General features: G+C 41.2%; 8 protein-coding genes. 3 read left to right on the forward strand and 5 right to left on the reverse strand.

All coding sequences use genetic code 11. From position 1 onward, the window contains the following. Window positions 1-12 precede the first annotated feature (12 nt). On the reverse strand, window positions 13-3,030 hold the full coding sequence (locus OU683_RS12530; protein WP_268138805.1) for a SusC/RagA family TonB-linked outer membrane protein: 3,018 nt from the start codon (window positions 3,028-3,030) through the stop codon (window positions 13-15). A 285-nt stretch (window positions 3,031-3,315) separates the two neighbouring features. Between OU683_RS12530 and OU683_RS12535 the strand changes: the two genes are divergently transcribed. Further along, on the forward strand, window positions 3,316-5,976 hold the full coding sequence (locus tag OU683_RS12535) for a substrate-binding domain-containing protein (protein ID WP_268138807.1): 2,661 nt from the start codon (window positions 3,316-3,318) through the stop codon (window positions 5,974-5,976). A gap of 164 nt (window positions 5,977-6,140) precedes the next feature. On the opposite strand, the gene OU683_RS12540 is transcribed toward OU683_RS12535, so the two are convergent. The 3 genes from OU683_RS12540 to OU683_RS12550 all read right to left on the reverse strand — a co-directional run bounded on the left by OU683_RS12540 (window position 6,141) and on the right by OU683_RS12550 (window position 9,898). Further along, window positions 6,141-7,847, reverse strand: a complete 1,707-nt coding sequence (locus OU683_RS12540) for an SGBP N-terminal domain-containing protein (protein WP_268138809.1) — start codon at window positions 7,845-7,847, stop codon at window positions 6,141-6,143. 498 nt (window positions 7,848-8,345) lie between these two features. Then, window positions 8,346-8,855, reverse strand: coding sequence for an SRPBCC family protein (locus tag OU683_RS12545; protein WP_268138811.1), 510 nt, complete (start codon window positions 8,853-8,855; stop codon window positions 8,346-8,348). A gap of 413 nt (window positions 8,856-9,268) precedes the next feature. Beyond that, the gene (locus OU683_RS12550) at window positions 9,269-9,898 is read right to left on the reverse strand and encodes a thioredoxin family protein (RefSeq protein WP_268138813.1); all 630 of its coding nucleotides are present in this window, start codon (window positions 9,896-9,898) and stop codon (window positions 9,269-9,271) included. 1,082 nt (window positions 9,899-10,980) lie between these two features. On the opposite strand from OU683_RS12550, the gene OU683_RS12555 reads away from it, so the two are divergent. Next, on the forward strand, window positions 10,981-13,404 hold the full coding sequence (locus OU683_RS12555; protein WP_268138815.1) for a BspA family leucine-rich repeat surface protein: 2,424 nt from the start codon (window positions 10,981-10,983) through the stop codon (window positions 13,402-13,404). Window positions 13,405-13,565: 161 nt separating this feature from the next. Here OU683_RS12555 and OU683_RS12560 read toward each other — a convergent pair whose 3' ends face one another. Further along, window positions 13,566-14,234 carry a hypothetical protein gene (locus tag OU683_RS12560; protein WP_268138817.1) on the reverse strand — a complete coding sequence of 223 codons (669 nt, stop codon included), beginning with the start codon at window positions 14,232-14,234 and terminating at the stop codon, window positions 13,566-13,568. 169 nt (window positions 14,235-14,403) lie between these two features. On the opposite strand from OU683_RS12560, the gene OU683_RS12565 reads away from it, so the two are divergent. After that, complete coding sequence (locus tag OU683_RS12565) at window positions 14,404-14,559, forward strand: DUF2200 family protein (RefSeq protein ID WP_268139048.1); 156 nt, start codon at window positions 14,404-14,406, stop codon at window positions 14,557-14,559. The last annotated feature ends 47 nt before the right edge of the window (window positions 14,560-14,606 follow it).

The following is a 14,606-nucleotide window of genomic DNA, read 5'->3' on the forward strand; positions in this document are numbered from 1 at the left end:
CTGAACATTTTTTTAGAATTGTAAGTTTAACCCAATAGTAAACACACGTGGAATGGGATAGATCGCCCCGCTAACTCCTTCCAGTTCCGGGTCCAGACCAGAATAATCGGTGATGGTGAATAAATTCTCTCCCTGCAGGTATAACCTAAGGCTTTTCATCCTGATCCTTTCCAGGTAATTAGCATCTAAATTATATCCAAACGTGAGGCTCTGCAACTTTAGGTAAGAAGCATCTTCAATGAAATAACTTGAGGCCCTTAACTCATCATTTGGATTGGTGAGGTTCACCGCTGGAATATTAGAATCAAAATTATCCGGGGACCAGGCGTCAAGTACTGCGGTAGACCAGTTGCCGGTACCATAGGTGAATTCATTCCCTCTAATGCCATTGTAAAGATCTTTTCCATATTCCCCCGAGAAGTTCATCGCCAGATCAAAGTTTTTATACTCTGCATTAAAATTAAAACCATAGGCGAAGTCCGGATAAAAATCTCCTATAAAGGTTCGGTCCTGGGCATTGATCACCCCGTCCTCGTTTATATCGGCATATCTTATTCTTCCCAAACCTGCACCGGGTTGGATGGCGTGCCTGTCAATCTCTTCTTCTGTTCTAAAGAGGCCGTCGGCTACATATCCATAGAATTTGCGATATGGATTGTTTAGCATGCCCCTTACAGGACTGTCAAAGAAGTAGGATTCCCCATTGCCAATTTCGGTAACTTCGTTCACGAAGCCCGAGAACTGGGCATCGAGGGAAAACTGAAATTTCCTGGAAGCATCATTCTGGTAATGAATACTGGCATCCCAGCCTTTAGTTTCAAATGTTCCTGCGTTGGAAAGAGGATCTCCTGCCTCCACATTAGCTGTTCCGGGTAATTTCTGGAACAGTAGAATATTTTCAGTTTCCTTGATAAAGTAATCCGCAGAAATAAGGATCCGGTTATTAAGGAATCCAAGATCAAATCCTGCATTATAGTCGGTCGTGGTTTCCCATGTGATCCCTGTGATCCCGCGTTGCACCAGGTTAAAACCTTGTTCAAGGGTGCCGGAATTTTGGCCACTTAGAGGATAAGGCGAGTAATCTACACGATATCCAAAAAGGTTATAAGAGGGATAAGTGTAACCGGAATTCTGATTTCCGGTTACACCCCAGCTACCGCGTAATCGGGCTCTGCTAAACGTATTTTCTTCGGGAAAGAAATCTTCATTATGAATGTTCCATCCTGCAGAAACTGCCGGAAAAAAATCCCCTTCGTTACCCGGGAACCTTGAAGACTCATCATAACGCAAAGTTCCTGAAAGAAGATATTTATCATCGTAATCATAATCCAGTTTACCAAAGTATGACTGCAACCTCCACTCCAGGCCACCCCCGGCGTTGAATTGCTCTCCCGAGCCTGAAGAAAGATAGGTGTAGTTTGGATCATCAAGAATATACCCTTCCCGGCGGGCATCAAAAAATTCATTCTCATATTTCACCCTTTCCATCCCTGCCAGTAAATTGAAGCCATGGTCCCCGAACTCGTTTTCATAGGTAAGGAAATTATTAAAAGTCTGCTCGATTCCATAATTTGAATATGTGGTAAGGCTACTTTCCTGTTCCACCTCTCCAAAATAACCTTCGGTAATTACAGGAGCATAGTTCCTGCCGTAGTTATTCCCGTAGTCTACAGTGTATCGGGAAGTAAATTTTAGCCCCTCAAAAAGATCTAATTCTGCTATCGCGCTTCCAAAGATCCTCCATCCTTTGTTTTGATTATTTCTGTTTCTATATAGAGTAGCTAAAGGGTTGGTTTGATCTCCCAGCCCATCATACGGACCCGCAAAATCGCCCTGAGAATCATATACCGGGATCAATGGATGCTGGCTTATAGCAGTACCCGCAACATTAGAATTGATCTCTCTTTGGTTTACTACGCTCAGGTTTTCAGAAATTTTCAACCTGTCAAAAAGGGTAAAATCAGAGTTCAATCTCACCGTCAACCTCTGGTAATTCGTGTACTTCATAGTACCCTCAACATCTGTATAGGAAGCACTGGCAAAGATCTGCCCGTCCTCAAAACCTTTAGATAAACCTATATCATAATATTGTTTAATACCTGTCCGATAAATTTCATTCTGCCAGTTTGTGTTTCCTGCAGGAACCAGTCCATCTTCATCAATGAAATCGGGAAATTCGGGTTCTAATCCGTTTCCGTATTGAGGATGGCTCGGTGTGGCCCCATCGTTTCTTTGAGCCTGCCAGTACACCTGGGACCATTGAAAAGCGTCGAGTACATCTATATCGTCTCGCAAAAAACTGAGACTGCTAAAGGTATTAAAGGTAAAATTCAATTGTTCCCCCTTTCCTTTCTTGGTCCTAATCACTATTACACCCCCCGAAGCCCTGGCTCCGTATATGGAAGCCGAAGCCCCGTCTTTTAACACCTGTATCTCGGCAATGTCATTTGGATTTAAAGTATTCAACCCAGATTGCGTAGGAACCCCATCAATTACAAAAAGAGGGGAATCATTAGTTGTATCACTATTGGTAATTCCTCTCAGCCTGATACCGGCACCACCACCAGGGGAACCATCTGTAGCGACTCTTAGACCAGACACCCTTCCTTCAAGCGCCTGAAGGATGTTAGTGTTGGATTGTTTTGCCACCTCATCCATTTCCACCACGCTAACTGCACCGGTATAATTCTCTCGTTGAATTTGCTGATAACCGGTGATGACCACCTCACTCAACATTTCAGTGTCGGCCGTGAGGGAAACATCGATCCGGGAACGTCCTCCAACCGGCTCTTCCCTTGTCTCAAATCCAATATAACTAAAAACAAGGGTTGCACCGGGTTCTACATTTTCCAGTCTATAATTCCCGTCAAAATCTGTTACGGTACCCTTGCTTGTGCCCTGGACAAAAATATTCACCCCGGGAAGAGGCATATTATCTTCGGCCGAGATCACAGTACCACTTACCTCCATTTGCTGTGCCCAGGAAATAAGAGGTAAAAAGAAACACAGTATAAATGCTTTGAATTTCATAAAAGATATTTAAGTTATTCTCTTTTGCTTATTGCTATTTATTCGTCAAAATTTTTTTCTCAAACGTTTTCTGAACATAAAAATCAAAGTGATCTTTGCAGTCGGTTTAACGTTTTGTTATGATGAGCAAATAGTCTCAAAAGCAGGAGCAATTTAAGACTAGCTGCTTGTTTATGCGGGGGTTGTTTTGGTATTTTTGGGGTGACCAATTGGTACTCCCTTTAAAACTTGACATTTAGCGACCGGTTATATTATATCTTTATTAAGATTTGTAAAAATACCTTCATGCAAATAATCAAAAACATAATTTTTCTCTTTTTTGTCTTCATTTTCTCAGGATGTTCTACTTCAGAAAAAGAGGAGATCACAATAGGCTTTTCGCAATGTTTATCTGATGATGCATGGCGGCAGGTAATGAATTCGGAAGTTTTTACCGAAGCCAATTTACTGGATGATAAAAATATCAATATCCTCTATCGCTCTGCCAATGGAAACAACCAAAAACAGGTAGAACAAATTGAAGAACTCATCGCACAGGATGTAGATGTACTTATCGTCTCTCCCAATGAGGCCGCACCTCTTACAGAGGTTGTCTCCCGTACCTACAAAAAGGGGATTCCGGTTATAGTGGTTGACAGGAACATCAATTCCAATGATTTTACTGCTTTTATTGGTGGCAATAATTTTGAAGTGGGAATTTCGGCAGGAACAATGGCCCTCAACAAGCTGGAGCAAAGAGCTGTTGATACCGCCAGGATCCTACAGGTAACAGGATTGCCAGGGTCCTCCCCTGCTGAACAAAGGCTCAATGGGTTTAACCAAAATATAAATAACAACTCTACACATGTTGTAGATATTCTTAAAGCCGACTGGCATAAGCAAACTGCTTACCGCAAGTTAGACAGCCTCTTCAAATCTTCAAATGTAGATTACGATCTTATTTTTGCCCATAATGATGAAATGGCCCATGCGGCTTATCTGGTCACGAGAAAATATTCCAAAAATCCGCTCATCCTGGGAGTGGATGGGCTTATTACTACCAATGGAGGAGTTCCCATGATCCTCGAAAAGCAAATAGATGGCACAATTTCCTATCCTACAGGAGGTGACCTGGCGGTGAGAACTGCTCTGAATGCCCTGGCAGGAAACAAGGTGGATAAATACAATTACCTCAATACCCTGCCTATAGATTCCCGCAACGCTGAAACTCTTTTTTACGAAGGCATACGCCTCCAGGAACAAAAGGAAAAGCTCCGTAATCTTATTGAAAGAAATGATGATCTAAACCTGAATATTGAAAAACAAACTAATGTAATATCTCTTTCCCTGGTCCTTATCTTATTACTGTTGCTCATATCGGGGGTGATATTTTACTTCTTTTACCACAAAAACAGGGCAAACAAACTCCTGCTTGAAAAACAACAGGTGATTGATAACCAGAACCAGTATATAAGGCAACAGAGGGATCATTTGTTGACAGCAGTAAGGAAGATGGAGGAATTAACAGAAGTGAAAACGAATTTCTTCACCAATATATCCCATGAGTTTAAAACTTTACTTACTGTACTCAAGCTGGATATCGACAAACTTAATTCCACAGATTCCACAGTACACCACCTAAAAAATAATGTAACGAAACTTACGAAAACCCTCAACCAGTTACTTCACTTCCAAAAAGTTGAAAATCCCGACTATCCGGTGAGTTTTGAGTATGGAAATATTTCGCTCCTGATTAATGAAATAGCCGAAAACCTGCAACCTACAGCCGAAAGCAAGGGATTATCCCTCGAGGTAAATACCCCCCACATACATTGCGAATTTGATCGTGATATTATGGATAAGATCCTCACCAACATCGTACATAACGCCATAAAATATACCGAAAAAGGAAAAGTGAAAATTGAGCTTTTTAAAGAGGAAGACCTGGTAAAGATCAAAGTCACAGATACCGGAATTGGAATCCCTGAAAATGAAAAAAGTAAGATTTTTGAGCGTTTTGAGCATTCTTCTATTTCAGATTTCTCCGAAGATTCTTCGGGCATAGGACTCGACTTCAGCATGAACCTTATCCTAATGCATGAGGGGAATATTGAAGTAGAAAGTGTAGAAGGCGAGGGCTCTGTCTTCACAATCACCATTCCCCTACGGCAAAACCCCGTTAAGAGGATCGACGTTTCAGAAACAATAGAAAATGCAGGAAACTTAAAGCAAAAGATACTGGTGGTCGAAGATACTCAGCAGATTAGAGATAGGATAAGGGACATCCTGCGAGGAGAGTATAAAGTCATAGAAGCAGTAGATGGGCTTGATGGTTATGAGAAAGCCTGTTATCACAATCCAGACCTCATCATTAGTGATTTGCTAATGCCAAATATGGATGGCATAGAATTCTCCCAAAAGGTCTTTTCTAATCCAGTTACTATGGGAATCCCTTTGATCCTTCTCTCGGCAGTGAGCAGTGATGAATCGATCATTCGTGGATATAAGATCGGGGCAGATGATTATATCACCAAACCTTTTAATCCTGAAACCCTTAAGGCAAGAGTGCGAAATCTACTGGAAAAACGATCGGCCTCACAAGGAAAAGCACCTATTGATGCTTTGGAATGCACGGGAGACAAGGATTCTGCCTTCCTGAATGAAATTAAGGAAATTGTGTATGAAAATATTACCAATCAGGATTTTAAGATCGATGAGGTGGTTAAAAAGGTGGGGATGTCACGCTCAAAATTTTATCGGAAGGTAAAGGATGTAACGGGATTATCCCCTGTTAATTACCTGCGGAAAATTAAACTGGAATACGCTTCGCAGGTCATCCTGAAATCGGACAATACCATTTCTGAAGTTGCCTATCTCTCCGGGTTTTCTGATGTAAAATACTTTACCAAATGCTTTTTAAAAGAATTCAAGATATATCCTTCAGAATACCGAAAGAAGTTCCAGTAGTTAAAAAATAAAAAGGCTGTCTAAAATGCTTTTTTACGTCTAACTCAACTTGTTTTAGGTTCTAATCAAACCTGATAACCAGTTAAATAAGAATCTGAAATAAATTCAGAATGACGGCTTATAAGCTTTTTAGACAGCCCAATACTATCGGGTGACTAATCCAATTAGTTGTTCATCATATAATTAATGCTGTTAGTAGTAAAATTCTCCACGTTGGCCTGGAATTCATTGGTTCTTCCATCGTTCATTTCCCACTCATAAGCTGCGATACCAATAGCTATAATTCGACCTTCGTAAGTAGCAGTTGGCAGGAATTCAATGGCGGCTATACAGCAAAGATCGGTTACATGCTGCCAGGTTCCCAGGATCCTTGAGGTAGTCAATTCCTCAAATTCTGCTCCACGGGCAACGCTCGCATGAGGCTCGGTAAGCTCGGGAACAGCTCCAAGATCCCACATAGAATTATGATCTTCCTTGTACCCGGGATTGATAAAAGGCACAAAGTTATGACCAATAGATTCCCCCGGTACTATCTCGTCGGTTAAACTAAGGCCCTGCATGGCAGGATGACTCATAACATCTGTAGGTAAGCCGGTGGTTGTATTCATACCCCAGTTGTCGGGGTTTGGTCCCCCTGCACCATTCCCTGCAATTCCCGGTTCGTAGGGAATACGGCCAAGATCATCTATGATCCTGGTTCCAAAACCGCCAAGGAACATATTTCCTCCGTTCTCAACATAGTTCGTAAGCGCGGTAATAGAAGCTGCAGTAAGGCTGCCATCGGGGTTATCAAAACTTCCGGTATTGTCATAATAATAAACTACTACCTGTACCGGCTCAAGATCTTCGGCGGTGAAGTTTCCATTCTCAAGGTAAATGAAATTTTCCCCGTAATAAGATTTTAAAAATTCGGCAGCTGCTTTAGTATCGGCTTCAGAAAGAGCGGATATGCTCGCTGCACTTCCCAAAAATGCAATTATTTGCGGCTCTGTGACTGTAACCACATAATCTACAGAATTGTTGTTAAGCGTAACAGTGAAGGTTACAGGGCCATTGCTGAAATCTACCGCCCCATTGGCAGTTGGAGTAACAGTGGCACCGTTAGGCACAGAAAGGTTTACTTCAACGGCGTTTAGATCGGTTCCTCCAGGGACAGAGACAGTCACTCTTTTGTTTTCCTGGTCAATGGTACCATTTGCTTCCACAGGAGAAGTAATGCTAAAGCTGTTAATGGTAGGTTCAGCTCTTTCCTGTACGCTTACCTCATAGGTAGTTGTGGCTCCAAAATAGCTCACGGTCACTTCTACCGGGCCGTCGGAAAAGTCAATAACCGAACCGGATTCCGGACTCACAGTCGCACCTGCGGTAGTGTCAAATTCTACAGTAAGAGCAGAAAGGTCTGTTCCTATAGGCACTTTAGCAGAAGCTTTCTTAAGAGTTTGGTTCACAGTACCGGCTTCCTGCACAGGTTCGATGATCCTGAAGGCCGTAAGTTTCGGCACGCCCGCTTTGAAAACGTTTACCTCATAATTCACTGTTTTAAATCCTTTAGATACATGGAAGTTGACATGTCCCGCAGAAAAATCTACAGTTGAACCCGGCTCTGGATCTACCGTAGCACCTTCAGAAGTAGTGAAGTCCACAACAACATTACTAAGGTCTGTATCCTGTGGCACGGTTACTTCAATCGTTTTCGCTTCCTCATCAATAGAAGCAGTGGCATTAATAGGTGAAGTAATGGCAAATTGCGAGATATATGGGGTTGCAGGAACCTCTGCAAAATCATCTGTTTCACAGGAAACGATGCCGACAATTATGAAACTGAACATTGCCAACACAGCAATGACTTTCATGTTTAATTTTTTGATCATGATTTATTGTTTTGAATTTGCTTTAAAATTACCTGTTCTGACCACTTTTGAAGGGGGTAAAATTGTTCAAAAGCGGTAGAGAAAATAGTTTTTACTCGCTTTTACATGAATAACTTCTGAATTATAGGTATTTATCCTGAAAAATTAAGTTTTGGATTTTGCCTATTCTGTTTAATCATGAAATGATTAGAACTTTTCATGAAGGTTTTTCTGAACAATTTTCGACCAACCCCCGAAATAATCTGAATTAAGATATTAAAAGTACGAAGGAAGAAGTGAAAATTTATTTTTTTTCTGATCACTAATCACTGAAAACTTACTGCCTACTCACCCCTGCCCACTGCATGTTTATTTATTTATTCCACTGTTCTTTTTCATTTCCCCCCAACCCTAAAGGGAGCTGAAAAAGAACAGAACCTGCTAATAGAAAAATATATCAATTTTGATTTAATGTTCATTCATCAACTAGGAGCCTTTACATTATTCGGCACTTCCTACTCACCCCTGCCCACTGCGTACTGTTTTCTGATCACTGCCTTCTAAAACTTCCCGCCATCTGCCACTTTCTGCATAATCTTTAAGAACTCTATTGCGTCCCTTTAGAAAATTGCTCATGTAGCTTTTGAGGAATAATTTATTTGCCAACTCACCTAAAATGCCAAGCGGAGCCTGAAACTTAAAGACATCCCTCATAATTGTTCCTCCATTCGAGGTAGAAAAATAATGTTCATGCCTAAAACTTTTAAAGGCACCTTTCACCATTTCATCCGCAAAAAAATCGGGCCTGTCGAATTCTGTAACTCTGGTAGTAAGGCTTTGAACTACCCCAAGATGTTTCCCCCGCCAGGTAACAGTTTCATTCAGGCCTATTAATCCGCTGGTTCTTCCTGCAACTGCTCTTTCATCAGACGATCTATTGATCTTCGATTGAAAATCAATGCTCCTGGACAGATCAAATACAATCTGCTGCTCAGCTTTAATATATGTTTCTAACCTAATTACCGGCATATTATTAAGTGTTGTGTGGTCTCTTAAAATACGATTTTAGAAAAAGAGCCAGGTACCAAGACTTTTACAGGTTGAACTAATTATAAAAAACTAAACACTTACTGCCTACTTCACTCTGCCCACTGCCTACCGAAATTCCCTTATCATTCAGATCGATCGGCAGCGAAGTGAAGAATCTCTTTTGAAGTACGAGATTAGAAGTACGAAATACGACCGACGAATTACAAAGTACCGCCTGTCATTCAGAACGAGATTTATTAGTATTCTTCATGGAACGGTTTTGCATCCAAAAGATAAACAGAGGACATGACATAACCTGACTTTGCAAAAAGTCAGAAGACGACATTGGAGGCAGAATTGCTTCTCTTTTACCGGCAGAAAAAAAGCTTTTTTGAAGTCTTTGGAATCATAATTTAAACCCAGTCCTCAGCCAAAATCCTTTCCTGCTTTTCCAGCTGTTGTACTACTACTCCAAGTTCGTTGATGATATTCTCTCCTTTGTCCTTATTGTACCAAATTTGCAGCAGGGTTTTAAACTGGGCGTCGATCTTGCCGAATTTCTCTTTATAGTCGGTCACTAGTTTAGTAGCTGCAGCCGTTCGTGGTCCCCAGGTGGCCATCACCTCCAGGTTGGGATTCATTATAATGAGCTTTGGAATGGAGCGGGTGCCATTGGTAAGGAAATGGTCCATTAGTTCCGGATACTCATCTCTCAAAACGACCCTGAGCTCAATATTTTCTGAAGCCTCTGCAAGTTTGTTGAGCACCGGCAGCGTTTGGGCCGCGTCTCCACACCAGGATTCGGTAATGAGCAGCCAGATCTGTTTAACTCCAACACCTTTAAAAAGGGAGGTTTCGGTTTCCGAAAGCTGAATGGTCTTATTCAGCCGCAGGGAGCGTTTATAGTTCAGAGCAGTAAATTCAACCCGGTCCTGATCAATTTCTCCAGAAGTGCTTTCGGTAAGCACCAGCTTTTTCATCAGGTCCATATATTCCGTGTAGGTCATGGAGCCTTCCAGACCTTGAGCCAGTTTTTCTATCATAATGATAAATTTTAAAATGCAAAAATATAGTTCTCTTTTACGGGGAGATATGATCCTACTCAGGTTTGGTAATGGTTAATAAGTAAATTGGGGATTGGGTAATTAGGGTGGGGTGATTTGTTAAAAATTCTCGGTGCATTCAATAAAGAGCCAAAAGCCAGGACCAATACTTTTTGCCGGTTGAACTTATTACTAAACACTAAACATCTACTGCCTACTTATCACTGCGCACTGCCTACCAAAATTCTCTTATCATTCAGAACGAGCGGGTGTGAAGTGAAGGATCTCTTTTGAAGGACGAATTTAGAAGTACGAAATTAGACCCCCAAATGTCCCACTGAGCCCGACCACAGGGAGGAATAGTCGAAGTGCTCCTTAACAAAATTTCTCTTCTAAAACGGCTTCGACTACCCGCCTCCCGGCGGCTCAGCCTGACAGCCTATACCAATGTCACACTGAGCCAGACCACAGGGAGGAATAGTCGAAGTTTTGTGAAGGAAGAAATTTGAAAATACGAAGGTTGAAGTACACCTCCGTCTGTCAACTCAAAACTTTGTAGAACTTTTCCGGCATGGAAAGAAGAACATAACATTTTGAATTGCAGTACAAAAGCTGATTGCAAGTTCCTTTTTTGTACGTGTAGTGGGAGAATTTTCGAAAGTCAATTCGGTGTTTAAGAAAGTCGACAACTATAGATTAACCTGGAGCAGTTCCGCAGAATTTGAGACCCGAACCTAAACCTGCTGTTAAACCTTCTCATCAATTGGAGGCGTATCCAATTTAAAGAGAACTCAAAATTAACTACTTATTTCTAAGAGTACGGAATTACCCGCCAGATATAAATCCGGAAAAACCTCTTATACAATAGGAGAATTTTCAACTTCAGGATAGGGATATCTTTAATACAGTAGATCTACACATCAGGAATTCATTTTAAAACAATTTGAAGTCTTTTTTAAAAAGATCTTTTGCCTAACAACAGCTCTCCCTTCAGTGTTCCTTTTGATCTCTTTTGCAGGTTTTAAAACTTATACTGAGAAATCATCATAACTCCGGTCTTATGACCATTAAACTATACTATTATGAAGAACTCAACTCAACAATTAAAAAAGTGGTTCACTGCAAATGGAAATCCTGCTGTTTTCGGTCTGGTAAGGAAGAGTCAGACAACATTTTCTGATGCTTTTAAATTAAGATTCTGGCTGCTTATGCTAGCTATGATCATCTTCAGCTGCGACACTGATTCTGATGAATTACTACCTGAGGAGGAAAACCTAATAAAAAAGGATCTGTTGCAGGAAAATACCACTGCGACCCAAAATACCCCGGGTATTTATGACGCTGCCCATGGAGGCCAGGAAGGCTTTTATTTTTTGCCTCCTATGGTAAAATCTCCGGACTATAGTGGAACATTTGACCCTGGTCTTGCTCCGGTAGTTGAAATATATGAATTAGGAACCAGTGAACTACTTCATGCTGCTTTTTCAATGAATGGAGACGCGGGCTCAGAGCTCGTTCGGCTAGATGAAGAAGGAGAACAATACGTGGTGAACTGGCACACAGATCAAACAGGGACAGCAGTAGGGCAAACATACAGAATTAAAATAAAGGTCGCCGGTACTGTACTTGGTCATGCAGATGTACAAATGGCAGAAAATGGAAATGAAGCTAAAAATATTACAGATGGTGAAGCGATTGCCCTGGTTGATGGACGAACCCTCCCCATAAAATTTCGGATTGAAGAAGGGGCAGTAAATATTGTTGGACCAGAGGGAGGTGTCGTTATAACCAACGATGGACTTGTGAACCTGATAATCCCTGAAAGTGCTGTTGATGAGAATATAAACATAACCGTCAATCCTGTAGTGGATGAGCTCCAGGATCCCGATGTTGTACCGGGAGCGCTTTTTGATTTTAATCCCAGCCCGTACAATTTTAAGCAGGATCTTACTCTTACGATAAAATACGATCCCGCTAACTTACCTGTGGGTGTGGCTGAAGATGAACTCAGGCTGCTGGCGGTTGTTAATGGAGAGTGGGTACAGTTAGCCGGGAGTTCGGTAGACGTGGAAAACAAAACGGTAACCGGACCTTTAAGCAGCTTTAGCCGAAAAGGTGTAGGGCGTGGAAAAGTTCATGAAATAACTGTCTCACCATCTGAAGCCTCCATTGATGTTGGTGAAACTTTTCAATTCGAAGCAGTTTTGAAGAATTTGGATGGGGAAGTGATGTCCCGAAAAGTCCAATGGTTGAGTTCAGATGATGCAATAGCAACAGTCGATAACTCAGGGTTAGTAACCGCCGTGTCCTTCGGTGAAGTTACAATTGAAGCTAAATCGGGAAAAATTAGTGAAACTGCAAATCTTATTGTAGCAGACGATAATGTTTCAAGTGCTTTTGTCACTAAGTGGAATACTAACTTAGATTATAATTCAAGAATCGCTCTGGCTTTGGCCGGTACGGTAAACGCCTCAATTGACTGGGGAGACGGGACTGCCAAAGAAGAAGTAACAGGACCAGGTCCTCATTATCACACGTATGCCGTAGATGGAATTTATACGGTTTCTGTTACGGGTACAGTGACGGCTTATGATACCTATAATTATGGTGGTAATTATTACGAGAGAAATAAACTTATTGAAGTAGTATCGTGGGGAGATGTAGGTTTTGTTGATCTTTCCTATGCTTTTTATAGAGCAGAAAACCTCCTGTCAGTTCCAACAAGCTCTGCTGGAATAGAAAATGTGACCAATATGAGATCAATGTTTGGAGGTACGTGGTATTTTAATACGGATATAGGAGGTTGGAACACGGCAAATGTGACCAATATGTCGGGTATGTTTGCTGGCACCTATTCATTTAATGCCGACATAGGGAATTGGTCGACTGGAAATGTGACGGATATGAGTTCTATGTTTGGTAATGCAATTCCTTTCAACCAAAACATCGGAGGTTGGGATACCAGTAATGTGACAAACATGCGGGGAATGTTTTCGGGCGCGCAGTCATTCAACCAGGACATTGGAAATTGGAATACCGAGAGTGTTACTAATATGAGGTATATGTTCTCTAGGGCCTATTCCTTTAATCAAAATATTGGACAATGGAACACCGCAAATGTTACTATTATGGAGGATATGTTCAGAAGCGCAAGAGTTTTCAACGGAGATATTAGCAATTGGGATACAGGGAAGGTGACAAATATGAAGTTTATGTTCAACTTGGCGTATGCTTTTAACCAAAATATAGGAGGTTGGAATGTTGAAAATGTTACAGATATGTCGTCAATGTTTGGTGGTGCCACAAATTTCAATGGGGATATCAGTACTTGGAATACTGGGAACGTGCTGTCAATGGATTCTATGTTTTATGATGCACATTTTTTTAATCAAGATCTCTCTAAATGGTGTGTTACGAATGTTTCGAGCGAGCCATTAGATTTCGATACCGAAGCCACGAACTGGGTCTTACCCCGACCAGTTTGGGGAACCTGTCCCACGAATTAAAAGGAGTATGATTTCATAACAATGTGAAACTAAAATCCCGGCTAGTATAGTCGGGATTTTGTTATTAGAAACCCTCGTCAGTTCGAGTGATTTCTGAAGCCGAAAGGCGAAAGAAATCATATCGAGAATACGAGGGGGTTAGGAACTACCAAACCCGCTTTCTAAGAAGCTACTTCAGAAACCGTTAATTCCCCTTCCCATTCAGAAGAAATTATTTCCTCCTTTTTTATCAAATTGCCGGAAGTGGTAATTCTATATTTGTCCTTTTCAGTATTTTGCAAGTCCCAGATAATGTTTTCTGCTTCCGGAAATTCTAAATTACCCTTCATTTGTTCTTCAAATAATCTTTTTACGATATTCCTGTCAGACAACCCGTCATTTAATATTCTTAGGATCATTTCTTTGTCAAGGTTCTTTTCCGGCTCATCCTGAAAGTTAATCAGGCATTTAATAATGGTTGCGCTGGAGCTGGGGAATTTGCCGTTGTATGCCTTAAAAAGTAACTGGTTGATATGGAATAATGGAGCCTGCAGTTCCATCTCGGGGTATTCCTCACACACTTTATCCATTAACATATCATTGGAGATCTGGTCAATTTGACCTTCAGTCAATTTTTCCCCGAGTTTGTATTGTAACACAATCCCTGCAGCTTCCGAAGGTTCAAAATCGGCTATTGCCATAAACAGTAGTTCCCGTAAGCTCTCTCTTCCGGTATCGTCCGCATCGGGATAATCAAACTTTTCCAGCAATTGAACATAGTCCTCATTTGTCCAGAATTCTTTGATCTCATCGACCGTCTGGACTTCCTCTATTGTTATTATGTATTTCATTGTGAACTTTTTATTCGGATGTTATATTTTCCGAAGCGGACAGTATAATCAAATTTAATGACTGTAGGCTTGTATGGAATCACAACTTTTGGTGGAGGGGGATCATGGAGGCTTAGGCCCACTGATCCAAATTTAATATCATGAGACTTCAAAAACTCACAATGCCTGTATAGCCAATCTTACATTTGCTTCTGTTTATCCTCAATACGTCACCAAAATTGAGAAGAAAGGCAGAACAAAAGCAGAGTTTCGCCGTGGTATAACATGGCTAACAGGATTTGAAAAAAAACCTGTACCAATTGATTGTAGAAAACGTTGCTTATGACCTTTCATCAAGGTTAATTTCCTCATAAATAAAACAGTAGCATTCCT

The sequence above is a fragment of the Salinimicrobium sp. TH3 genome (genome assembly GCF_026676115.1).
GTDB lineage: Bacteria > Bacteroidota > Bacteroidia > Flavobacteriales > Flavobacteriaceae > Salinimicrobium.